The 22,066-nt window shown below is 51.7% G+C and carries 22 protein-coding genes; 16 read left to right on the plus strand and 6 right to left on the minus strand.

Going from position 1 to position 22,066, the window contains the following annotated elements:
- Positions 1–9: 9 nt before the first annotated feature.
- The 13 genes from rseP to tilS all read left to right on the plus strand — a co-directional run bounded on the left by rseP (position 10) and on the right by tilS (position 15,560).
- Positions 10–1,362, plus strand: coding sequence for a sigma E protease regulator RseP (gene rseP, locus A1WG_RS08390; RefSeq protein ID WP_000948226.1), 1,353 nt, complete (start codon positions 10–12; stop codon positions 1,360–1,362).
- Between the two features lie 29 nt (positions 1,363–1,391).
- Positions 1,392–3,824 (plus strand): outer membrane protein assembly factor BamA, encoded by a 2,433-nt coding sequence (gene bamA, locus A1WG_RS08385; protein WP_001240903.1) that lies wholly within the window; start codon positions 1,392–1,394, stop codon positions 3,822–3,824.
- Between the two features lie 121 nt (positions 3,825–3,945).
- Positions 3,946–4,431: a molecular chaperone Skp gene (gene skp, locus A1WG_RS08380; RefSeq protein WP_000758958.1), complete on the plus strand. Its 486-nt coding sequence runs from the start codon at positions 3,946–3,948 to the stop codon at positions 4,429–4,431.
- 3 nt (positions 4,432–4,434) lie between these two features.
- On the plus strand, positions 4,435–5,460 hold the full coding sequence (gene lpxD / locus A1WG_RS08375; protein WP_001139277.1) for a UDP-3-O-(3-hydroxymyristoyl)glucosamine N-acyltransferase: 1,026 nt from the start codon (positions 4,435–4,437) through the stop codon (positions 5,458–5,460).
- A 104-nt stretch (positions 5,461–5,564) separates the two neighbouring features.
- Complete coding sequence (fabZ, locus tag A1WG_RS08370) at positions 5,565–6,020, plus strand: 3-hydroxyacyl-ACP dehydratase FabZ (protein WP_000210739.1); 456 nt, start codon at positions 5,565–5,567, stop codon at positions 6,018–6,020.
- A gap of 3 nt (positions 6,021–6,023) precedes the next feature.
- Positions 6,024–6,812 carry an acyl-ACP--UDP-N-acetylglucosamine O-acyltransferase gene (lpxA, locus tag A1WG_RS08365; RefSeq protein WP_000565976.1) on the plus strand — a complete coding sequence of 263 codons (789 nt, stop codon included), beginning with the start codon at positions 6,024–6,026 and terminating at the stop codon, positions 6,810–6,812.
- Positions 6,812–7,960: a lipid-A-disaccharide synthase gene (gene lpxB / locus A1WG_RS08360; RefSeq protein ID WP_000840596.1), complete on the plus strand. Its 1,149-nt coding sequence runs from the start codon at positions 6,812–6,814 to the stop codon at positions 7,958–7,960. The genes lpxA and lpxB overlap by 1 nt, the downstream gene beginning before the upstream one ends.
- Positions 7,957–8,553, plus strand: coding sequence for a ribonuclease HII (rnhB, locus tag A1WG_RS08355; protein ID WP_000569435.1), 597 nt, complete (start codon positions 7,957–7,959; stop codon positions 8,551–8,553). Before lpxB ends, rnhB begins: the two co-directional genes overlap by 4 nt.
- A 36-nt stretch (positions 8,554–8,589) precedes the next feature.
- Positions 8,590–12,072 carry a DNA polymerase III subunit alpha gene (gene dnaE / locus A1WG_RS08350; RefSeq protein WP_001294787.1) on the plus strand — a complete coding sequence of 1,161 codons (3,483 nt, stop codon included), beginning with the start codon at positions 8,590–8,592 and terminating at the stop codon, positions 12,070–12,072.
- 12 nt (positions 12,073–12,084) lie between these two features.
- Positions 12,085–13,044, plus strand: a complete 960-nt coding sequence (gene accA / locus A1WG_RS08345) for an acetyl-CoA carboxylase carboxyl transferase subunit alpha (RefSeq protein ID WP_000055741.1) — start codon at positions 12,085–12,087, stop codon at positions 13,042–13,044.
- A gap of 222 nt (positions 13,045–13,266) precedes the next feature.
- Positions 13,267–13,521 carry a DUF4282 domain-containing protein gene (locus A1WG_RS08340; RefSeq protein WP_000644312.1) on the plus strand — a complete coding sequence of 85 codons (255 nt, stop codon included), beginning with the start codon at positions 13,267–13,269 and terminating at the stop codon, positions 13,519–13,521.
- Between the two features lie 289 nt (positions 13,522–13,810).
- The gene (locus A1WG_RS08335; RefSeq protein WP_000901101.1) at positions 13,811–14,200 is read left to right on the plus strand and encodes a VOC family protein; all 390 of its coding nucleotides are present in this window, start codon (positions 13,811–13,813) and stop codon (positions 14,198–14,200) included.
- A gap of 64 nt (positions 14,201–14,264) precedes the next feature.
- The gene (gene tilS / locus A1WG_RS08330; RefSeq protein ID WP_001517779.1) at positions 14,265–15,560 is read left to right on the plus strand and encodes a tRNA lysidine(34) synthetase TilS; all 1,296 of its coding nucleotides are present in this window, start codon (positions 14,265–14,267) and stop codon (positions 15,558–15,560) included.
- 51 nt (positions 15,561–15,611) lie between these two features.
- On the opposite strand, the gene rof is transcribed toward tilS, so the two are convergent.
- Complete coding sequence (gene rof / locus A1WG_RS08325) at positions 15,612–15,872, minus strand: Rho-binding antiterminator (protein WP_001517780.1); 261 nt, start codon at positions 15,870–15,872, stop codon at positions 15,612–15,614.
- Positions 15,859–16,059 carry a YaeP family protein gene (locus A1WG_RS08320; RefSeq protein ID WP_000417058.1) on the minus strand — a complete coding sequence of 67 codons (201 nt, stop codon included), beginning with the start codon at positions 16,057–16,059 and terminating at the stop codon, positions 15,859–15,861. Before A1WG_RS08320 ends, rof begins: the two co-directional genes overlap by 14 nt.
- Before the next feature lie 165 nt (positions 16,060–16,224).
- Here A1WG_RS08320 and A1WG_RS08315 point away from each other — a divergent pair, with 165 nt between their 5' ends.
- The 3 genes from A1WG_RS08315 to nlpE are packed head-to-tail and all read left to right on the plus strand — an operon-like array spanning position 16,225 to position 17,913.
- A complete protein-coding gene (locus A1WG_RS08315) occupies positions 16,225–16,770 on the plus strand; it encodes a YaeQ family protein (protein ID WP_001185278.1) in 546 nt (181 codons plus the stop codon).
- The gene (gene arfB, locus A1WG_RS08310) at positions 16,767–17,189 is read left to right on the plus strand and encodes an alternative ribosome rescue aminoacyl-tRNA hydrolase ArfB (RefSeq protein WP_000635552.1); all 423 of its coding nucleotides are present in this window, start codon (positions 16,767–16,769) and stop codon (positions 17,187–17,189) included. The genes A1WG_RS08315 and arfB overlap by 4 nt, the downstream gene beginning before the upstream one ends.
- 13 nt (positions 17,190–17,202) lie before the next feature.
- Positions 17,203–17,913, plus strand: a complete 711-nt coding sequence (nlpE, locus tag A1WG_RS08305; protein ID WP_000251764.1) for an envelope stress response activation lipoprotein NlpE — start codon at positions 17,203–17,205, stop codon at positions 17,911–17,913.
- Between the two features lie 255 nt (positions 17,914–18,168).
- Here the strand turns inward: nlpE and A1WG_RS08300 are convergent, their stop codons facing one another.
- The 4 genes from A1WG_RS08300 to rcsF all read right to left on the minus strand — a co-directional run bounded on the left by A1WG_RS08300 (position 18,169) and on the right by rcsF (position 21,983).
- Positions 18,169–18,993, minus strand: coding sequence for a YaeF family permuted papain-like enzyme (locus A1WG_RS08300; protein WP_001517781.1), 825 nt, complete (start codon positions 18,991–18,993; stop codon positions 18,169–18,171).
- Between the two features lie 52 nt (positions 18,994–19,045).
- A complete protein-coding gene (proS, locus tag A1WG_RS08295) occupies positions 19,046–20,764 on the minus strand; it encodes a proline--tRNA ligase (protein WP_001517782.1) in 1,719 nt (572 codons plus the stop codon).
- A gap of 110 nt (positions 20,765–20,874) precedes the next feature.
- On the minus strand, positions 20,875–21,582 hold the full coding sequence (gene tsaA, locus A1WG_RS08290) for a tRNA (N6-threonylcarbamoyladenosine(37)-N6)-methyltransferase TrmO (RefSeq protein ID WP_000094002.1): 708 nt from the start codon (positions 21,580–21,582) through the stop codon (positions 20,875–20,877).
- The gene (rcsF, locus tag A1WG_RS08285; protein WP_001202319.1) at positions 21,579–21,983 is read right to left on the minus strand and encodes an Rcs stress response system protein RcsF; all 405 of its coding nucleotides are present in this window, start codon (positions 21,981–21,983) and stop codon (positions 21,579–21,581) included. Before rcsF ends, tsaA begins: the two co-directional genes overlap by 4 nt.
- Between the last annotated feature and the right edge of the window lie 83 nt (positions 21,984–22,066).

Here is a 22,066-nt window from a genome sequence, read left to right on the forward strand (position 1 = left end):
GAAGGTATTATGCTGAGTTTTCTCTGGGATTTGGCTTCGTTCATCGTTGCACTGGGTGTGCTTATCACCGTGCATGAATTTGGTCATTTCTGGGTTGCCCGGCGTTGTGGTGTCCGCGTTGAGCGATTCTCGATAGGCTTTGGTAAGGCGCTCTGGCGCCGGACTGATAAGTCAGGCACTGAATATGTCATCGCCCTGATCCCGTTGGGCGGTTATGTCAAAATGCTGGATGAGCGCGCAGAACCGGTTGTTCCGGAACTCCGCCACCAGGCCTTCAATAATAAATCTGTCGGCCAACGTGCGGCGATTATAGCCGCAGGTCCGGTTGCAAACTTCATTTTTGCTATCTTTGCCTACTGGCTGGTTTTTATCATTGGCGTGCCTGGTGTTCGTCCGGTGGTTGGCGAAATATTGCCCAACTCGATAGCTGCGCAAGCACAAATTGCACCAGGTACGGAACTAAAAGCCGTTGATGGTATCGAAACGCCTGATTGGGATGCTGTGCGTTTGCAGTTGGTCGATAAAATTGGCGATGAAAGTACCACCGTTACCGTAGCACCATTCGGCAGCGACCAGCGACGCGATGTAAGGCTCGATTTACGTCACTGGGCGTTTGAGCCTGATAAAGAAGATCCTGTATCTTCTTTGGGGATTCGTCCCCGTGGGCCGCAAATTGAACCTGTACTGGAAAATGTGCAGCCAAACTCAGCGGCAAGCAAGGCGGGTTTGCAAGCAGGCGACAGGATCGTTAAAGTCGATGGTCAGCCATTAACGCAATGGGTGGCGTTTGTGATGCTTGTCCGGGATAACCCGGGTAAAGCCTTAGCGTTGGAAATTGAAAGGCAGGGGAGTCCCTTGTCTTTAACATTAGTCCCGGAGAGCAAACCGGGTAATGGCAAGGCGATTGGCTTTGTCGGTATTGAGCCGAAAGTCATTCCTTTGCCAGATGAGTATAAAGTTGTACGCCAGTATGGGCCGTTCAACGCCATCGTCGAAGCCACGGACAAAACGTGGCAGTTGATGAAGCTGACGGTCAGTATGCTGGGAAAATTGATCACCGGTGATGTGAAACTGAACAACCTCAGTGGGCCGATCTCTATCGCCAAGGGGGCTGGGATGACAGCGGAACTCGGGGTTGTTTATTATCTGCCGTTTCTTGCGCTTATTAGCGTGAACTTAGGGATAATTAACCTGTTTCCGTTGCCCGTACTTGACGGGGGGCATCTGCTGTTCCTTGCGATCGAAAAGATCAAGGGCGGACCGGTATCCGAGCGGGTTCAAGACTTTTGTTATCGCATTGGCTCGATTCTGCTGGTGTTGTTAATGGGGCTTGCACTTTTCAATGATTTCTCTCGGTTATGAGAGTTAGTTAGGAAGAACGCATAATAACGATGGCGATGAAAAAGTTGCTCATAGCGTCGCTGCTGTTTAGCAGCGCCACCGTATACGGTGCTGAAGGGTTCGTAGTGAAAGACATTCATTTCGAAGGCCTTCAGCGTGTCGCCGTTGGTGCGGCCCTCCTCAGTATGCCGGTGCGCACAGGCGACACGGTTAATGATGAAGATATCAGTAATACCATTCGCGCTCTGTTTGCTACCGGCAACTTTGAGGATGTTCGCGTCCTTCGTGATGGTGATACCCTTCTGGTTCAGGTAAAAGAACGTCCGACCATTGCCAGCATCACTTTCTCCGGTAACAAATCGGTGAAAGATGACATGCTGAAGCAAAACCTCGAGGCTTCTGGCGTGCGTGTGGGCGAATCTCTTGATCGCACCACCATTGCTGATATCGAAAAAGGTCTGGAAGACTTCTACTACAGCGTCGGTAAATACAGCGCCAGCGTAAAAGCTGTCGTGACACCACTGCCGCGTAACCGTGTTGACCTTAAACTGGTGTTCCAGGAAGGTGTGTCAGCAGAAATCCAGCAAATCAACATTGTTGGTAACCATGCTTTCACCACCGACGAACTGATCTCTCATTTCCAACTGCGTGACGAAGTGCCGTGGTGGAACGTGGTAGGTGATCGTAAATACCAGAAACAGAAACTGGCGGGCGATCTTGAAACCCTGCGCAGTTACTATCTGGATCGCGGTTATGCCCGTTTCAACATTGACTCGACTCAGGTCAGTCTGACGCCGGATAAGAAAGGTATCTACGTCACGGTGAACATCACCGAAGGCGATCAGTATAAGCTCTCTGGTGTTGAAGTGAGCGGCAATCTTGCCGGCCACTCCGCTGAAATTGAGCAACTGACGAAAATCGAGCCGGGTGAGCTGTATAACGGCACCAAAGTGACCAAAATGGAAGATGATATTAAAAAGCTTCTCGGTCGCTATGGTTATGCCTATCCGCGCGTACAGTCGATGCCTGAAATTAACGATGCCGACAAAACCGTTAAATTACGTGTGAATGTCGATGCGGGTAACCGTTTCTACGTGCGTAAGATCCGTTTTGAAGGTAACGACACATCGAAAGATGCCGTCCTGCGCCGTGAAATGCGCCAGATGGAAGGTGCCTGGTTAGGCAGCGATCTGGTTGATCAGGGTAAAGAACGTCTGAATCGTCTGGGCTTCTTTGAAACGGTTGATACCGATACCCAACGTGTCCCGGGTAGTCCGGACCAGGTTGATGTGGTTTACAAGGTCAAAGAACGTAACACCGGTAGCTTCAACTTCGGTATTGGTTACGGTACAGAAAGTGGCGTGAGCTTCCAGGCGGGCGTACAGCAGGATAACTGGTTAGGTACGGGTTATGCTGTTGGTATTAACGGTACTAAAAACGATTACCAGACCTATGCTGAACTGTCCGTTACCAACCCATACTTCACTGTAGATGGCGTAAGCCTTGGTGGTCGTGTCTTCTATAATGACTTCCAGGCAGATGACGCCGACCTGTCCGACTATACCAACAAGAGTTATGGTACAGACGTGACGTTAGGCTTCCCGGTTAACGAATACAACTCGCTGCGTGCAGGTCTGGGTTATGTACATAACTCCTTGTCTAACATGCAGCCGCAGGTCGCGATGTGGCGTTATCTCTACTCTATGGGTGAACATCCGAGCACCTCTGATCAAGATAACAGCTTCAAAACGGACGACTTCACGTTCAACTATGGCTGGACCTATAACAAGCTCGACCGTGGTTACTTCCCGACGGATGGTTCGCGTGTCAACCTGACGGGTAAAGTGACCATTCCGGGATCGGATAACGAATACTACAAAGTGACGTTAGACACGGCGACCTATGTGCCGATCGACGACGATCACAAATGGGTTGTGCTGGGCCGTACTCGTTGGGGTTACGGTGATGGCTTAGGCGGCAAAGAGATGCCGTTCTATGAAAACTTCTATGCCGGTGGTTCCAGCACCGTGCGTGGCTTCCAGTCCAACACCATTGGTCCGAAAGCGGTTTACTTCCCGCATCAGGCCAGTAATTATGATCCGGACTACGACTACGAATGTGCGACTCAGGACGGCGCAAAAGATCTGTGTAAATCGGATGATGCCGTAGGCGGTAACGCCATGGCGGTTGCCAGCCTCGAACTCATCACCCCGACACCGTTCATTAGCGACAAGTATGCTAACTCAGTCCGCACTTCCTTCTTCTGGGATATGGGTACTGTTTGGGATACAAACTGGGATTCCAGCCAATATTCTGGATATCCGGACTATAGTGATCCAAGCAATATCCGTATGTCTGCGGGTATCGCATTACAATGGATGTCCCCATTGGGGCCGTTGGTGTTCTCCTACGCCCAGCCGTTCAAAAAGTACGATGGAGACAAAGCAGAACAGTTCCAGTTTAACATTGGTAAAACCTGGTAAGTGTTCTCCACAAAGGAATGTAGTGGTAGTGTAGCGATGACTTTTGGCGATCTTTATAAGATCGCCGGGCCACGCAAAGAACTGCACCTTCCGGTGCAAATGGGATGGTAAGGAGTTTATTGTGAAAAAGTGGTTATTAGCTGCAGGTCTCGGTTTAGCACTGGCAACTTCTGCTCAGGCGGCTGACAAAATTGCAATCGTCAATATGGGTAGCCTGTTCCAGCAGGTAGCACAGAAAACCGGTGTTTCTAACACGCTGGAAAATGAGTTCAAAGGCCGTGCCAGCGAACTGCAGCGTATGGAAACCGATCTGCAGGCTAAAATGAAAAAGCTGCAGTCCATGAAAGCCGGTAGCGATCGTACTAAGCTGGAAAAAGACGTGATGGCTCAGCGCCAGACTTTTGCTCAGAAAGCGCAGGCTTTTGAACAAGATCGCGCACGTCGTTCCAACGAAGAACGCGGCAAACTGGTTACTCGTATCCAGACTGCTGTGAAATCCGTTGCCAGCAGCCAGAGCATCGATCTGGTTGTTGATGCAAACGCCGTTGCTTACAACAGCAGCGATGTAAAAGACATCACTGCCGACGTACTGAAACAGGTTAAATAAGTAATGCCTTCAATTCGACTGGCTGATTTAGCGCAGCAGTTGGATGCAGAACTACACGGTGATGGCGATATCGTCATCACCGGCGTTGCGTCCATGCAATCTGCACAAACAGGTCATATTACGTTCATGGTTAATCCTAAATACCGTGAACATTTAGGCTTGTGCCAGGCGTCCGCGGTTGTGATGACCCAGGACGATCTTCCTTTCGCGAAAAGTGCCGCACTGGTAGTGAAGAATCCCTACCTGACTTACGCGCGCATGGCGCAAATTTTAGATACCACGCCGCAGCCCGCGCAGAACATTGCACCAAGTGCGGTGATTGATGCAACGGCGAAGCTGGGTAACAACGTCTCAATTGGCGCTAACGCGGTCATTGAGTCCGGCGTTGAGCTGGGTGATAACGTGATTATCGGTGCCGGTTGCTTCGTTGGTAAAAACAGCAAAATCGGCGCAGGTTCGCGCCTTTGGGCGAACGTAACCATTTACCATGAGATCCAGATCGGTCAGAATTGCCTGATCCAATCCGGAACTGTGATCGGTGCAGACGGCTTTGGCTATGCCAACGATCGTGGTAACTGGGTGAAGATCCCACAGATTGGTCGCGTGATTATTGGCGATCGCGTGGAGATTGGTGCCTGTACTACCATCGATCGCGGCGCGCTGGATGACACGGTGATCGGCAATGGCGTGATCATTGATAATCAGTGTCAGATTGCACATAACGTCGTGATTGGCGACAATACGGCGGTTGCCGGTGGCGTCATTATGGCGGGCAGCCTGAAAATTGGTCGTTACTGCATGATCGGCGGTGCCAGCGTAATCAACGGGCATATGGAAATATGCGATAAAGTGACGGTTACGGGCATGGGTATGGTGATGCGTCCTATTACTGAACCTGGCGTCTATTCCTCAGGCATTCCGCTGCAACCCAACAAAGTCTGGCGCAAAACCGCTGCACTGGTGATGAACATTGATGATATGAGCAAGCGTCTGAAATCGCTTGAGCGCAAGGTTAATCAGCAAGACTAACGTTCCATCTATTGTTCGCCAAACTTTACGGCCTGTCTCATTCTTACGATTGCGGCAGGCCGTGTTATTATTATCGTTTCTTATATTTTGACAGGAAGAGTATCTTGACTACTAACACTCATACTCTGCAGATTGAAGAGATTTTAGAACTTCTACCGCACCGTTTCCCATTCTTACTGGTGGATCGCGTGCTGGATTTTGAAGAAGGTCGTTTTCTGCGCGCAGTTAAAAATGTCTCTGTCAATGAGCCATTCTTCCAGGGCCATTTCCCTGGAAAACCGATTTTCCCGGGAGTGCTGATTCTGGAAGCTATGGCACAGGCAACAGGTATTCTGGCGTTTAAAAGCGTAGGAAAACTGGAACCGGGTGAGCTTTACTACTTCGCCGGTATTGATGAAGCGCGCTTCAAGCGCCCGGTTGTACCAGGCGATCAAATGATCATGGAAGTCACTTTCGAAAAAACGCGCCGTGGCCTGACCCGTTTTAAAGGGGTTGCTCTGGTCGACGGTAAGGTAGTTTGCGAAGCAACGATGATGTGTGCTCGTAGCCGGGAGGCCTGATACGTGATTGATAAATCCGCCTTTGTGCATCCAACCGCCATTGTGGAAGAGGGCGCGTCGATTGGTGCCAACGCTCACATTGGTCCTTTTTGTATCGTTGGACCCCATGTCGAAATTGGTGAGAATACCGTACTGAAATCTCACGTTGTCGTGAATGGTCATACTAAAATTGGCCGCGACAATGAGATTTATCAGTTCGCCTCCATCGGTGAAGTTAACCAGGATCTGAAATATGCTGGCGAACCGACCCGTGTAGAGATTGGCGATCGTAACCGCATTCGCGAAAGCGTCACCATTCATCGTGGCACAGTCCAGGGCGGTGGATTGACGAAGGTGGGCAGCGACAACTTACTGATGATCAATGCGCACATTGCGCACGATTGTACGGTAGGTAACCGCTGCATTCTCGCCAACAACGCAACGCTGGCGGGGCACGTATCGGTAGACGACTTTGCGATCATCGGCGGCATGACCGCAGTCCATCAGTTCTGCATCATTGGTGCGCATGTGATGGTTGGCGGTTGCTCCGGTGTGGCACAGGACGTCCCTCCTTATGTCATTGCGCAGGGTAACCACGCAACGCCGTTCGGTGTCAATATCGAAGGGCTGAAGCGCCGCGGATTCAGCCGTGAGGCGATTACCGCTATCCGCAATGCGTACAAGCTGATTTATCGCAGCGGTAAAACGCTTGATGAAGTGAAACCGGAAATTGCTGAACTGGCGGAAACGCATCCGGAAGTGAAAGCCTTTGCCGATTTCTTTGCTCGCTCAACGCGCGGTCTGATTCGTTAATGGCTGAACAGCGTCCATTAACGATTGCCCTGGTCGCCGGAGAAACCTCCGGCGATATCCTGGGGGCCGGTTTAATCCGCGCTCTGAAAGAACGTGTGCCCAACGCCCGCTTTGTCGGTGTTGCCGGGCCACGGATGCAGGCTGAAGGCTGCGAAGCCTGGTACGAAATGGAAGAACTGGCGGTGATGGGCATTGTTGAAGTGCTTGGTCGTCTGCGTCGCTTACTGCATATTCGTGCCGATCTGACAAAGCGTTTTGGCGAACTGAAGCCAGATGTTTTTGTTGGCATTGATGCGCCTGACTTCAATATTACCCTCGAAGGTAACCTCAAAAAGCAGGGTATCAAAACCATTCATTATGTCAGTCCGTCCGTGTGGGCGTGGCGACAGAAACGCGTTTTCAAAATAGGCAGAGCCACTGATTTAGTCCTCGCATTTCTGCCTTTCGAAAAAGCGTTTTACGACAAATACAACGTGCCGTGCCGTTTTATCGGCCACACAATGGCTGATGCCATGCCGTTAGATCCAGATAAAAATGCCGCACGAGATGTGTTGGGGATCCCTCACGATGCCCACTGCCTGGCGTTGCTGCCGGGGAGCCGTGGCGCGGAAGTCGAAATGCTTAGTGCCGATTTCCTGAAAACGGCCCAGCTTTTGCGCCAGACATATCCGGATCTTGAGATTGTGGTGCCGCTGGTGAATGCCAAACGCCGCGAGCAGTTTGAACGCATCAAAGCTGAAGTCGCGCCAGACCTGTCGGTTCATTTGCTGGATGGGATGGGCCGTGAGGCGATGGTCGCCAGCGATGCGGCGCTACTGGCGTCGGGCACGGCAGCACTGGAGTGTATGCTGGCGAAATGTCCGATGGTGGTGGGCTATCGTATGAAGCCTTTCACCTTCTGGCTGGCGAAACGGCTGGTGAAAACTGATTATGTCTCACTGCCAAATTTGCTGGCGGGCAGAGAGTTAGTCAAAGAGTTATTGCAGGAAGAGTGTGAGCCGCAAAAACTGGCTGCGGCGCTGTTACCGCTGTTGGCGAATGGTAAAACCAGCCATGCGATGCACGACACTTTCCGCGAGCTGCATCAGCAGATCCGCTGCAATGCCGATGAGCAGGCGGCGCAGGCCGTTCTGGAGTTAGCACAATGATCGAATTTGTTTATCCGCATACGCAGCTTGTTGCAGGTGTGGATGAAGTTGGGCGCGGGCCGTTGGTCGGTGCGGTCGTTACCGCTGCCGTGATCCTCGATCCGGCGCGCCCGATTGTCGGGTTGAATGATTCCAAAAAGCTGAGTGAAAAACGCCGTCTGGCGCTCTGTGAAGAGATCAAAGAGAAGGCGTTAAGCTGGAGTCTGGGTCGCGCGGAACCTCATGAAATCGACGAACTGAATATTTTACACGCAACCATGCTGGCGATGCAGCGTGCCGTAGCGGGGCTGCATATTGCGCCGGAATATGTGTTGATTGATGGTAACCGCTGCCCGAAATTACCGATGCCATCGATGGCGGTTGTTAAAGGCGACAGTCGCGTGCCGGAAATCAGTGCGGCGTCTATCCTGGCGAAAGTGACACGCGATGCTGAAATGGCGGAGCTGGACATCATTTACCCACAATATGGATTTGCCCAACACAAAGGGTATCCAACGGCTTTTCATCTGGAAAAACTGGCTGAACACGGTGCGACCGAACACCATCGGCGCAGCTTTGGCCCTGTCAAACGCGCACTGGGACTTGCGTCCTGATTCTTGTGTCGAGATTAAGTAAACCGGAATCTGAAGATGTCTGAACCACGTTTCGTTCACCTACGGGTGCACAGCGACTACTCGATGATCGATGGTCTGGCAAAAACCGCGCCGCTGGTAAAAAAGGCGGCGGCGTTGGGGATGCCGGCACTGGCGATCACTGATTTCACCAACCTTTGCGGTCTGGTGAAGTTCTACGGAGCGGGACATGGCGCAGGGATTAAGCCTATCGTCGGGGCGGATTTTAATGTCCAGTGCGACCTGCTGGGTGATGAGTTAACCCACCTGACGGTGCTGGCGGCGAACAATACCGGCTATCAGAATCTGACGTTGCTGATCTCAAAAGCGTATCAGCGCGGGTATGGTGCCGCCGGGCCGATCATCGATCGCGACTGGCTTATCGAATTAAACGAAGGGTTGATCCTCCTCTCCGGCGGACGCATGGGCGACGTCGGGCGCAGCCTTTTGCGTGGTAACAGCGCACTGGTAGATGAGTGTGTCGCGTTTTATGAAGAGCACTTCCCGGATCGCTATTTTCTCGAATTGATTCGCACCGGCAGGCCGGATGAAGAAAGCTATTTGCACGCGGCGGTGGAACTGGCGGAAAGGCGCGGTTTGCCTGTTGTGGCAACCAACGACGTGCGCTTTATTGACAGCAGTGATTTCGACGCGCACGAAATCCGCGTCGCGATCCACGACGGCTTTACCCTCGACGATCCCAAACGTCCGCGTAACTATTCGCCGCAGCAATATATGCGTAGCGAAGAGGAGATGTGCGAGCTGTTTGCCGACATCCCGGAAGCTCTTGCTAACACCGTGGAGATTGCCAAACGTTGTAACGTGACCGTGCGTCTTGGTGAATACTTCCTGCCGCAGTTCCCGACCGGGGACATGAGCACCGAAGATTATCTGGTTAAGCGAGCAAAAGAAGGTCTGGAAGAGCGTCTGGCATTTTTATTCCCTGACGAAGAAGAACGTCTTAAGCGCCGCCCGGAATATGACGAGCGTCTGGATACTGAACTCCAGGTTATCAACCAGATGGGCTTCCCTGGCTACTTCCTCATCGTTATGGAATTTATCCAGTGGTCGAAGGATAACGGTGTACCGGTAGGGCCTGGCCGTGGTTCCGGTGCGGGGTCACTGGTGGCCTACGCGCTGAAAATCACTGACCTCGATCCGCTAGAATTTGACCTGCTGTTCGAACGTTTCCTTAACCCGGAACGTGTCTCCATGCCTGACTTCGACGTTGACTTCTGTATGGAGAAACGCGACCAGGTTATCGAACATGTGGCGGACATGTACGGTCGCGATGCGGTATCGCAGATCATCACCTTCGGTACGATGGCGGCAAAAGCGGTGATCCGCGACGTAGGTCGCGTGCTGGGGCATCCGTATGGCTTTGTCGATCGTATCTCGAAACTGATCCCGCCAGATCCGGGGATGACGCTGGCGAAAGCGTTTGAAGCCGAGCCGCAGTTGCCAGAAATTTACGAAGCGGATGAAGAAGTTAAGGCGCTGATCGACATGGCGCGTAAACTGGAAGGGGTTACCCGTAACGCGGGTAAACACGCCGGTGGGGTGGTTATCGCGCCGACCAAAATTACCGATTTTGCGCCGCTTTATTGCGATGAAGAAGGCAAACATCCGGTCACTCAGTTTGATAAAAGCGACGTTGAATACGCCGGACTGGTGAAGTTCGACTTCCTCGGCCTGCGTACTCTCACCATCATCAACTGGGCGCTGGAGATGATCAACAAGCGGCGGGCGAAAAATGGCGAGCCGCCGCTGGATATCGCCGCGATCCCGCTGGATGACAAGAAAAGTTTCGACATGCTGCAACGCTCGGAAACCACAGCGGTATTCCAGCTTGAATCGCGCGGCATGAAAGATTTGATCAAGCGTCTACAACCTGACTGCTTCGAAGATATGATCGCACTGGTGGCGCTGTTCCGCCCAGGTCCGTTGCAATCAGGGATGGTGGATAACTTTATCGACCGTAAACATGGTCGCGAGGAGATCTCCTACCCAGACGTGCAGTGGCAGCATGAAAGCCTGAAACCGGTTCTGGAGCCAACTTACGGTATTATCCTGTATCAGGAACAGGTAATGCAGATTGCCCAGGTACTTTCTGGCTATACCCTCGGCGGCGCGGATATGCTGCGTCGTGCGATGGGTAAGAAAAAGCCGGAAGAGATGGCCAAGCAGCGTTCTGTTTTTGCCGAAGGTGCAGAAAAGAACGGCATCAATGCCGAACTGGCGATGAAAATCTTCGACCTGGTAGAGAAATTTGCGGGTTACGGATTTAACAAATCGCACTCTGCGGCCTATGCTTTGGTGTCTTATCAAACGTTATGGCTGAAAGCGCACTATCCGGCAGAGTTTATGGCGGCGGTAATGACTGCCGATATGGACAATACCGAGAAAGTGGTTGGCCTGGTGGATGAGTGCTGGCGGATGGGCCTTAAAATCCTGCCGCCAGATATAAACTCCGGTCTTTACCATTTCCACGTCAACGATGACGGGGAAATCGTGTATGGTATTGGCGCTATCAAAGGGGTGGGTGAAGGGCCAATTGAGGCCATCATCGAAGCCCGTAATAAAGGTGGCTACTTCCGCGAACTGTTTGATCTTTGCGCCCGTACCGACACCAAAAAACTGAACCGGCGGGTGCTGGAAAAACTGATCATGTCAGGGGCATTTGACCGCCTGGGGCCACACCGCGCGGCGTTAATGAACTCGCTGGGCGATGCGTTAAAAGCGGCAGATCAACACGCGAAAGCGGAAGCCATCGGCCAGGCCGATATGTTCGGCGTGCTGGCAGAAGAGCCGGAACAAATTGAACAATCCTACGCTAGCTGCCAGCCGTGGCCGGAGCAGGTGGTGTTAGATGGGGAGCGCGAAACGTTGGGTCTGTACCTGACGGGCCACCCGATCAACCAGTATTTAAAAGAGATTGAGCGTTATGTCGGAGGCGTAAGGCTGAAAGACATGCACCCGACAGAACGTGGTAAAGTCACCACGGCTGCGGGGCTCGTTGTTGCCGCGCGGGTTATGGTCACCAAGCGCGGCAATCGTATCGGTATCTGCACGCTGGATGACCGTTCCGGGCGGCTGGAAGTGATGTTATTTACTGACGCCCTGGATAAATACCAGCAATTGCTGGAAAAAGACCGCATACTTATCGTCAGCGGACAGGTCAGCTTTGATGACTTCAGCGGTGGGCTTAAAATGACCGCTCGCGAAGTGATGGATATTGACGAAGCCCGGGAAAAATATGCTCGCGGGCTTGCTATCTCGCTGACGGACAGGCAAATTGATGACCAGCTTTTAAACCGACTCCGTCAGTCTCTGGAACCCCACCGCTCTGGGACAATTCCAGTACATCTCTACTATCAGAGGGCGGATGCACGTGCACGGTTGCGTTTTGGCGCGACGTGGCGTGTCTCTCCGAGCGATCGTTTGTTAAACGATCTCCGTGGCCTCATTGGTTCGGAGCAGGTGGAACTGGAGTTTGACTAATACAGGAATACTATGAGTCTGAATTTCCTTGATTTTGAACAGCCGATTGCAGAGCTGGAAGCGAAAATCGATTCTCTGACTGCGGTTAGCCGCCAGGATGAGAAACTGGATATTAACATCGATGAAGAAGTGCATCGTCTGCGTGAAAAAAGCGTAGAACTGACGCGTAAAATCTTCGCCGATCTCGGTGCATGGCAGATTGCCCAACTGGCACGCCATCCACAGCGCCCTTATACCCTGGATTACGTTCGCCTGGCATTTGATGAATTTGACGAACTGGCAGGCGACCGCGCGTATGCAGATGACAAAGCTATCGTCGGTGGTATCGCCCGTCTTGACGGTCGTCCGGTGATGATCATTGGTCATCAGAAAGGCCGTGAAACCAAAGAGAAAATTCGTCGTAACTTTGGTATGCCAGCGCCAGAAGGTTACCGCAAAGCACTGCGTCTGATGCAAATGGCTGAACGCTTTAAGATGCCAATCATCACCTTTATCGACACCCCTGGGGCTTATCCGGGTGTGGGCGCAGAAGAACGTGGTCAGTCTGAAGCCATCGCGCGTAACCTGCGTGAAATGTCTCGCCTCGGCGTACCGGTCGTTTGTACGGTTATCGGTGAAGGTGGTTCTGGCGGTGCGCTGGCCATTGGCGTGGGCGATAAAGTGAATATGCTGCAATACAGCACCTATTCCGTTATCTCGCCGGAAGGTTGTGCCTCTATCCTCTGGAAGAGCGCAGACAAGGCCCCGCTGGCGGCTGAAGCGATGGGCATCATCGCTCCGCGTCTGAAAGAACTGAAACTGATTGACTCCATCATCCCGGAACCACTGGGCGGCGCTCACCGTAACCCGGAAGCGATGGCTGCGTCTCTGAAAGCGCAACTGCTGGCGGATCTGGCCGATCTCGACGTGTTAAGCACTGAAGATTTAAAAAATCGTCGTTATCAGCGACTGATGAGCTACGGTTACGCGTAATCAGCAAATTTTCTGAAAAGGGTCACTTCGGTGGCCTTTTTTTCTATGTAGTTTATTTAGTCATATTATAAATACATTTAGATAATCTTTCTTTCGTTTTCCCCTGCCATAAAATTCTTGAACTCATGTTGATAACTCCGATTTCGGAGGCATATACAAATATACACAGTGGTCAAAAATAATATAAATTTATCAATCTCATAGAATTTTTAAGGATAAAATATGAAAGCAATTTTAGGATTCGATCATCTTCTTATGCCGCGTGTTCTGGTGTTTTTCTACTGGCTGGCTATGGTGCTGACACTGATAGGCGGTGTCTTCTCCATATTTAGCGGAAACATTATCTTAGGGGTAGCTTATACCGTCATTGGCCTTATAAGCTGTCGTATGACTTTCGAATTAATTATGATAGCGTTTAAGAATAACGAATATTTGCGCCGCATTGCCGAGAGTGTTAGCAAGAATAGCGCAGAGTAATCTCCCGCAAAGCGCTTCACCAAACCGCATCTCAACCGCTATTACAGGCGTTTGAGATGTTGTTTTAAAATCAGAGTATACTCTAAATAATTCGAGTTGCAGGAAGGCGACAAGCGAGTGAATCACCAGGAGCTTATATAAGTAAGTGACTGGTGTGAGCGAACGCAGACGCAGCACATGCAACTTAAAGTATGACGAGTATAAATGTCTGATTCATCTTTCCTGTAATTTGTGCGTATTATCAATATATAGCGATGCACGTGCGTATCATATCAATGCAGGAGATTCTATGTTGGGTTTAAAACAGGTTCACCATATTGCGATTATTGCGACGGATTATGCGGTGAGCAAAGCCTTCTACTGCGATATTCTCGGCTTCACGCTGCAAAGCGAAGTTTATCGCGAAGCGCGTGATTCGTGGAAAGGGGATTTGGCGCTTAACGGGCAGTACGTGATTGAGCTTTTCTCATTTCCATTCCCACCGGAGCGCCCCAGCCGACCGGAAGCCTGCGGCCTGCGCCATCTGGCATTTAGCGTTGATGATATTGATACGGCAGTGGCGCACCTTGAAAGCCATAATGTGAAATGTGAAGCGATACGTGTCGACCCGTATACGCAAAAACGCTTTACGTTCTTTAACGATCCTGACGGGCTGCCACTGGAACTGTATGAGCAGTAAGGCTTGTCATCGCCGCATTTGCCCGGTAACGTGCCGGGCATCTCTATTGTAGATTCGCACTATCATGACACTCACGCTGAATACTCAACTTCTCGCCTCACGCCATATTCTGGTGGCCTTTAGTGGCGGACTGGACTCCACCGTTTTACTGCATCAACTGGTGCAGTGGCGGGCTGAAAATCCGGACGTCACGTTACGCGCTATCCATGTGCATCACGGTTTAAGTGCTAATGCTGATGCCTGGGTCGTGCATTGTGAAAATATCTGCCAGCAGTGGCAGGTGCCGCTGGTGGTTGAGCGCGTGCAGCTTGCGCAAGAGGGGTTAGGCATTGAGGCCCAGGCACGGCAGGCGCGTTATCAGGCATTTGCCCGAACGCTGTTACCCGGAGAAGTTCTGGTCACTGCACAACATCTTAACGATCAATGTGAAACCTTTTTGCTGGCGTTAAAACGTGGCAGTGGCCCTGCCGGGCTTTCCGCTATGGGAGAAGTATCTGATTTTGCCGGAACCCGGCTTATCCGCCCGTTGCTCACTCGCACACGTGGAGAGCTGGAGCAGTGGGCACATAAACATGGCTTACGCTGGATTGAAGACGAAAGTAATCAGGACGATAGCTACGATCGTAACTTCCTGCGCCTGCACGTGGTGCCGTTATTACAGCAGCGTTGGCCGCATTTTGCCGAAGCAACGGCACGCAGCGCCACGCTTTGCGCTGAACAAGAGAGCCTGTTGGATGAACTGCTGGCGGATGATTTAGCGCACTGCCAAACGTCGCAGGGAACGCTACAGATTGCGCCAATGATGGCGATGAGCGATGTCCGCCGCGCGGCGATTATCCGCCGCTGGCTGGCTGGGCTGAATGCGCCGATGCCTTCCCGCGATGCGCTGGTACGGATTTGGCAAGAAGTTGCACTGGCGCGGGAAGATGCTTCCCCCTGTTTGCGCTTTGGCGCGTTTGAAATCCGTCGCTATCTGTCGCAACTGTGGTGGATTAAATCCGTTGCCGGACAAAGCGAAACCATTGTGCCGTGGCTGGCGTGGCAACAGCCGCTGGAATTACCGGCTGATCTGGGAAGTGTGCAGTTTACTGCGGGAGGAGATATTCGTCCTCCGCGTGCTGACGAAGCGGTTAGCGTTCGTTTTAAGGCGTCGGGATTGCTGCACATTGTCGGGCGCAACGGTGGACGTAAGTTAAAGAAAATCTGGCAGGAACTGGGCGTGCCGCCGTGGCTGCGTGATACTACGCCACTGCTGTTTTATGGCGAAACGTTGATTGCGGCAGCGGGAATTTTTGTTACACGTGAAGGCTTTGCTGAAGATGAGGCTGGTGTAAGTTTTTTCTGGCAGAGAAATAGTTAGTTCAGCGTAGCCGGATAAGACGCGCTATGCGTCGCATCCGGCAAAAGTGAATCAGGACTCACTCACCACTACCGTACCGATTTCCGGATGGCTAAAGCTGGTAATTTTATCCAGGCGCAACTCGCGGGTTTCGCCAGCGACATCGACGACCAGATATTCCACATTTTTGCGGGACACTAAATCATTGGCTTTGCCCTGCAATTTTTCGCCATCTTTCAGCTCCAGCGTCAGCAACAGGTGATGCTGGCAGGCGAGCTCAAGATTATCGTAATCATCACAATTGATAGGTTGATACGTATCATTCATTGACATAATCGCTCACCAGTAAGTTTGCCGCAGCGTATGCTGCTTTTTCCCTGACAGCCTCTGAAAGGGCATCGTCGGCAGCCATTTCATTCAGCACTTTCAAAACGCAGCCCAGCGCGTCCGGAACGTATCCTAAGTCTCCGCTGGCGATTTCCGCGTACCGCTTGCGTATTAACTCACAATATTTTTCCACATGCCCTCCTGTCAGCACTCTGACTTAACCGTGGATGCAAGTCTAAGCCTACGAAGATAAACCCTGTTTCGCAAGGTGACTATACCACACTCATTTCTGCAATATCAGCGCCGCAACTGCACGTATTCCGTTACAATGGCCTCCTGATTCGAAAGGAGTTTTCTTATGGCGCTTAAAGCGACAATTTATAAAGCGACGGTTAATGTGGCCGATCTTGACCGCAACCAGTTTCTCGATGCCTCTCTGACGCTGGCGCGCCACCCTTCAGAAACTCAGGAGCGCATGATGCTGCGCCTTCTGGCATGGCTGAAATATGCCGATGAACGTCTGCAATTTACCCGTGGTTTGTGTGCCGATGACGAGCCGGAAGCGTGGCTGCGTAATGATCATTTAGGTATTGATTTGTGGATTGAACTGGGGCTGCCGGACGAGCGGCGAATTAAGAAAGCCTGCACCCAGGCCGCGGAAGTGGCACTGTTTGCCTATAATAGTCGGGCGGCGCAGATCTGGTGGCAGCAAAATCAGAACAAATGCGCGCAGTTTGCCAATCTTTCCGTCTGGTATCTGGACGACGAGCAACTGGCAAAAGTGAGTGCCTTTGCCGATCGCACCATGACACTACAGGCAACGATTCAGGACGGCATTATCTGGTTATCGGATGATAAGAATAATCTGGAAGTAAACTTAACTGTCTGGCAACAACCGTCATGATTGTGATTTCCCGACATGTTGCTATCCCCGATGGCGAGCTTGAGATCACCGCCATTCGTGCTCAAGGGGCGGGCGGGCAGCATGTCAATAAGACCTCAACGGCTATTCATCTGCGTTTTGACATTCGGGCCTCCAGCCTGCCAGAGTATTACAAAGAGCGCCTGCTCGCCGCCAGCCATCACCTGATTAGTAGTGATGGTGTGATTGTCATTAAGGCTCAGGAATACCGCAGCCAGGAACTGAACCGCGAAGCGGCACTGGCCCGACTGGTGGCAGTGATTAAAGAATTAACAACGGTACAAAAATCCCGACGACCGACGCGACCTACCCGTGCATCGAAAGAGCGCAGGCTGGTATCGAAAGCACAAAAATCAACCGTGAAGGCGTTGCGTGGCAAAGTGCGCAGCGGTCGGGAATAAAAAGAAGGAATTGATGGTGAGAAAAGCGATAGTAGCAGCGATGACTGTAATCAGTCTCTTTACTCTAATGGGATGTAATAATCGGGCCGAAGTAGATATGCTTTCCCCAGCGCAGGCCGCCGAGCTGAAACCGATGCCGCAAAGCTGGCGTGGTGTGCTGCCGTGTGCTGATTGTGAAGGGATCGAAACCTCTTTGTTTCTCGAAAAAGATGGAACCTGGGTAATGAATGAGCGCTATCTGGGCGCTCGTGAAGAGCCTTCATCTTTTGCTTCCTACGGTACATGGGCGAGAACCGCAGACAAACTTGTATTAACCGATACTAAAGGCGAAAAGTCATATTATCGGGCAAAAGGTGATGCGCTGGAGATGCTCGATCGTGAAGGTAATCCGATTGAATCGCAGTTCAACTACACACTGGAACCGGCAAAATCCAGCTTGCCCATGACGCCGATGACCATGCGTGGCATGTATTTTTATATGGCTGACGCAGCAACTTTTACTGATTGTGCGACCGGAAAACGATTCGCGGTGGCAAATAACGCAGAGCTGGAACGAGGCTATCTGGCTGCTCGCGGCAGCAGTGAAAAACCGGTGCTGCTGTCAGTAGAAGGTCACTTTACGCTTGAGGCTAATCCGGATATCGGGGCACCGACTAAGGTATTAGCGCCCGATACGGCTGGTAAATTTTTCCCGAACCAGGATTGCAGTAGTTTGGGGCAGTAAACCTGCTTGTGGCAGAAATAAATGCAAAATTGCCTGATGCGCTACGCTTATCAGGCCTACAGAGTAGATTGCAATGTTTTGAATTAGCACGATTTTGTAGGTCGAATAAGATGTTCACACCGCATCCGGCATTCTGTGCACAACGCCTGATGCGACGCTGGCGCGTCTTATCATGCCTACAAAACACCCCCATTCCTTAGGAGTGATCAAACGTTTAATCCACATCCGGCATAAACACTCTGAGACTGGCTTTTATCACCGGGTCAGTCCAACGAAGCGACCCGTTTTGATATAAATCCCTGGTTTCAGATGCCCAACATACTGTAACTGTGCTTCTGGCCTAAACGCAGAGACATCGCCAGCACGCATATGCATCAGATCGGCAGGACTAATCCAACCTGACTGCGCCAGCGTAAGCGGATGCTCGGCTTTGGCAAATGCATCCGTGACAAATTCCGAACAAAACCACGATTTTTTGTCCCCCTCGCCAACACTGCTTAACTGCGCTTTCGCCAGGCCGCTGACGCACTGTTGGCGGAAATCTGCGGAAAAAGGATTCAGTGAGCACATCTGGCGGGTCACCATAAACGGAATAAATTCGACAATGCCGCGATAGTTATACCCGCTATCTTTGATTTTGTTGGCGAACGCGGTGATATCTGTGGCTTGTTGCGGGGTAAGATCCGGGGCTCGTAAGACGAAAAGCTTATCACTATGCTTCATGGCTTTTTTCAGGGAAACAATCTGGACGCCAGCGCCTGTCGCTTCTGCGACGTTATTATCACCTAAATAGATGGCAACGTGACTCACCGAGGAAGTGCTGAAGACGCGGATACCGAATGAGGTTACCCCAAGGCTTGAGGAGAACAGCAAATCGCCGGGCTTGAGGTCAGATTCAGTTATTTCAGTTATTGATTGTTCGGTAAAAGAGCTTTGATGCTGGAATTTGACTGCCCATGTTTTCGCCTCGGCATCTACCGCTGTGGCTGATGAGTCTGGCTGACTAATATCAACGGTACAGGCCGAAAGTAAAAGAAAGCAAGGGAGAAGCAGACGACAGTACGCCTTTGGTTTATTCATTTTATACAATCCATGTAAAAAAGGGTCCTGAAATTCAGGACCCTTTCTGGCATCAGCCTTTAATCTGTTTCACCAGATAATCGACGATGTCACCGGTCTTAATTAATTGCTTCTCGCCGTTACGACGGTATTTGTATTCGATATCGTCGTTGTCGAGGTTACGGTCGCCCAGCACGATAGTGTGTGGAATACCGATCAGTTCCATATCGGCAAACATCACGCCCGGACGTTCTTTACGGTCATCCAGCAGGACTTCGATTCCCTGCGCACGCAGTTCGCTGTAAAGTTTCTCGGCCAGTTCTTGTACGCGGAAGGATTTGTGCATGTTCATCGGCAGAATAGCTACCTGGAACGGTGCGATCGCGTCAGGCCATACGATGCCGCGCTCGTCGTAGTTTTGCTCAATCGCCGCAGCCACTACACGCGTAACCCCAATACCGTAGCAACCCATAGTCAGGATCTGGTTGCGGCCATCTTCGCCCTGTACGGAGGCTTTCAGAGCTTCAGAATACTTAGTACCCAACTGGAAGATGTGACCGACTTCGATACCGCGTTTGATCAGCAGCGTACCCTGACCATCCGGGCTTGGATCGCCAGCCACTACGTTACGGATGTCAGCAACTTCCGGGGTTGCGACATCGCGATCCCAGTTGATACCAAAGTAGTGTTTACCGTCGATGTTAGCACCGGCAGCAAAATCACTCATCGCCGCAACGGTACGGTCAATTACAACCGGAATCGGCATGTTTACCGGACCCAGTGAACCCGGGCCTGCTTTAACGACGGCACGAATTTCTTCTTCGGTTGCGAAAGTCAGCGGGCTGGCAACCTGCGGCAGTTTCTCCGCTTTTACTTCGTTCAGTTCGTGGTCACCGCGCACCAGCAGCGCAACCAGCGGGAAGCTGCTGCCATCAACGGCTTTAACCAGCAGTGTTTTAACGGTTTTTTCAATCGGCAGATTGAACTGTTCAACCAGTTCAGCGATGGTTTTCGCGTTCGGTGTATCAACCAGCGTCATTTCCTGAGTTGCAGCAGCGCGCGGTTCTTTCGGCGCGATAGCTTCTGCCAGTTCAATGTTAGCTGCGTAGTCAGAGGTGTCGGAGAAGACCACATCGTCTTCACCGCTCTGTGCCAGCACCTGGAATTCGTGAGAGGCGCTGCCGCCGATAGAACCGGTGTCGGCCTGTACGGCGCGGAAATCCAGCCCCATACGGCTGAAGATTTTGCTGTAGGCCGCATACATTGCATCGTAGGTTTCCTGCAAGGATTCCTGAGAAGTGTGGAAAGAGTAAGCATCTTTCATCAGGAATTCGCGGGAACGCATGACGCCGAAACGTGGACGAACTTCATCACGGAACTTGGTCTGGATCTGATAGAAGTTCAGCGGTAACTGTTTGTAAGAACTCAGCTCATTACGAATCAGGTCGGTAATAACTTCTTCATGAGTTGGGCCGAGTACGAACGGACGCTCGCCACGGTCAACAAAACGCAGCAGTTCCGGACCGTACTGTTCCCAACGACCACTCTCTTGCCACAGATCGGCTGGCTGAACCACTGGCATCGACACCTCGATCGCACCGGCGTTGTTCATCTCTTCACGCACGATGTTTTCGACTTTTTTCAGAACGCGCACGCCGGTCGGCAGCCAGGTATATAACCCGGAGGCCAGCTTGCGGATCATCCCGGCGCGTAGCATCAGTTGATGGCTGATCACCTCGGCGTCGGCAGGTGTCTCCTTGAGAGTGGAGAGCAGGTATTGGCTAGTACGCATGTTGTTACGGTTCCAGTTGGAAGGTAGAACAGGCTCAAGGCGAGCCTGGGACAAAAAAAGTGATTTAGTTTACCAGTGCAGAAGAAATGTCAAAAGAGAAGGGCGTGAATTTAACGCGCTTCCAGCGCAAAGACTTCAAAACCAGTCTCGGTGACTCGCCAGCGGACGTTAAAATCATGCAGCCAGACGGCATAGGTTTTACCCGTGTCTTCACCTTTACGATAGGCCGGGCGCGGGTCCTGCGCCAGTACTTCGCGGATAAACAGCGTTAACTGCGGATAACGCTTCTCCAGCGTCAAAAGTTGCTTTTCGACGTCTGCGGTAAATCTCACCGCCATCTCTGCTACTGGCGCGCTTTGCGCATAGCTGGCGCTGGCATCGGGAAGCGATTCGGCAAAGGGGAGGTAAGGTTTTATATCCACCACCGGCGTACCATCGACCAGATCCAGACCGCCGAGCTTCAGAATCACGTTATCTTTATGGCAAACAACCTCTTTCAGCTCTACCAGTGACATCCCAATCGGGTTAGGGCGAAAAGTAGAACGCGTGGCGAAAACGCCCATTCTGGCGTTACCGCCGAGACGAGGCGGACGCACAGTCGGGCGCCAGCCACCTTCCATCGTTTGATGAAAGACGAAAAGGATCCATAAATGGCTGAACGCTTCCAGGCCGCGTACGGCATCGGCCTGGTTGTAAGGAGCAATAAGGTGCAGTTCTCCGTTGGCGCTTTTTACCAGCCCAGGCTGGCGCGGAACGGCGAATTTTTCTTTATAGGGTGAGCGAATAACACCTATTTGCTCAAACTGGAAACTGCTCATTTCGCCGTAATGTTAAGCGCTGAACCGATGCACACAGCCTGACGATAGCAGCCTGGCGTACCGCTGGTGACTTCACAGCTATGCAGTAATACCGCATTGGCTTTCATTTTGGAGGCATTGATTTGCATCCGCTTACGTGCGGTTGGGATGCTCGGTGGAGAATCCTGATTAGAGGCCTGGCAAGAGTCGCCACTGACTTCACCGAGATCGCGGAACGGTTTGCCGACTAATTCTTCAGCATTGGTATAAATTCGGACCGGCGTGGCGCGCGGCGCTTTCGGTTTTGCAGGCTCCGCTTTCGGCTGGGGTGCAGTGCTTTGAACGGATTCGACAGGGGATCTGCTTAACATAGAACAGCCGCTTAGCATGAGTGCTAATAAACAGATCGGTAAAGCACGCATAGTATTTCCTCAATGTATGATCAAAACGTCAATATTGAATCAGGCGCTTGTAAAAATGACAAGACGGGCAAGCGCCCGTCCTG

Source organism: Escherichia sp. KTE96 (assembly GCF_000408525.1).
Taxonomy (GTDB): Bacteria; Pseudomonadota; Gammaproteobacteria; order Enterobacterales; family Enterobacteriaceae; genus Escherichia; species Escherichia marmotae.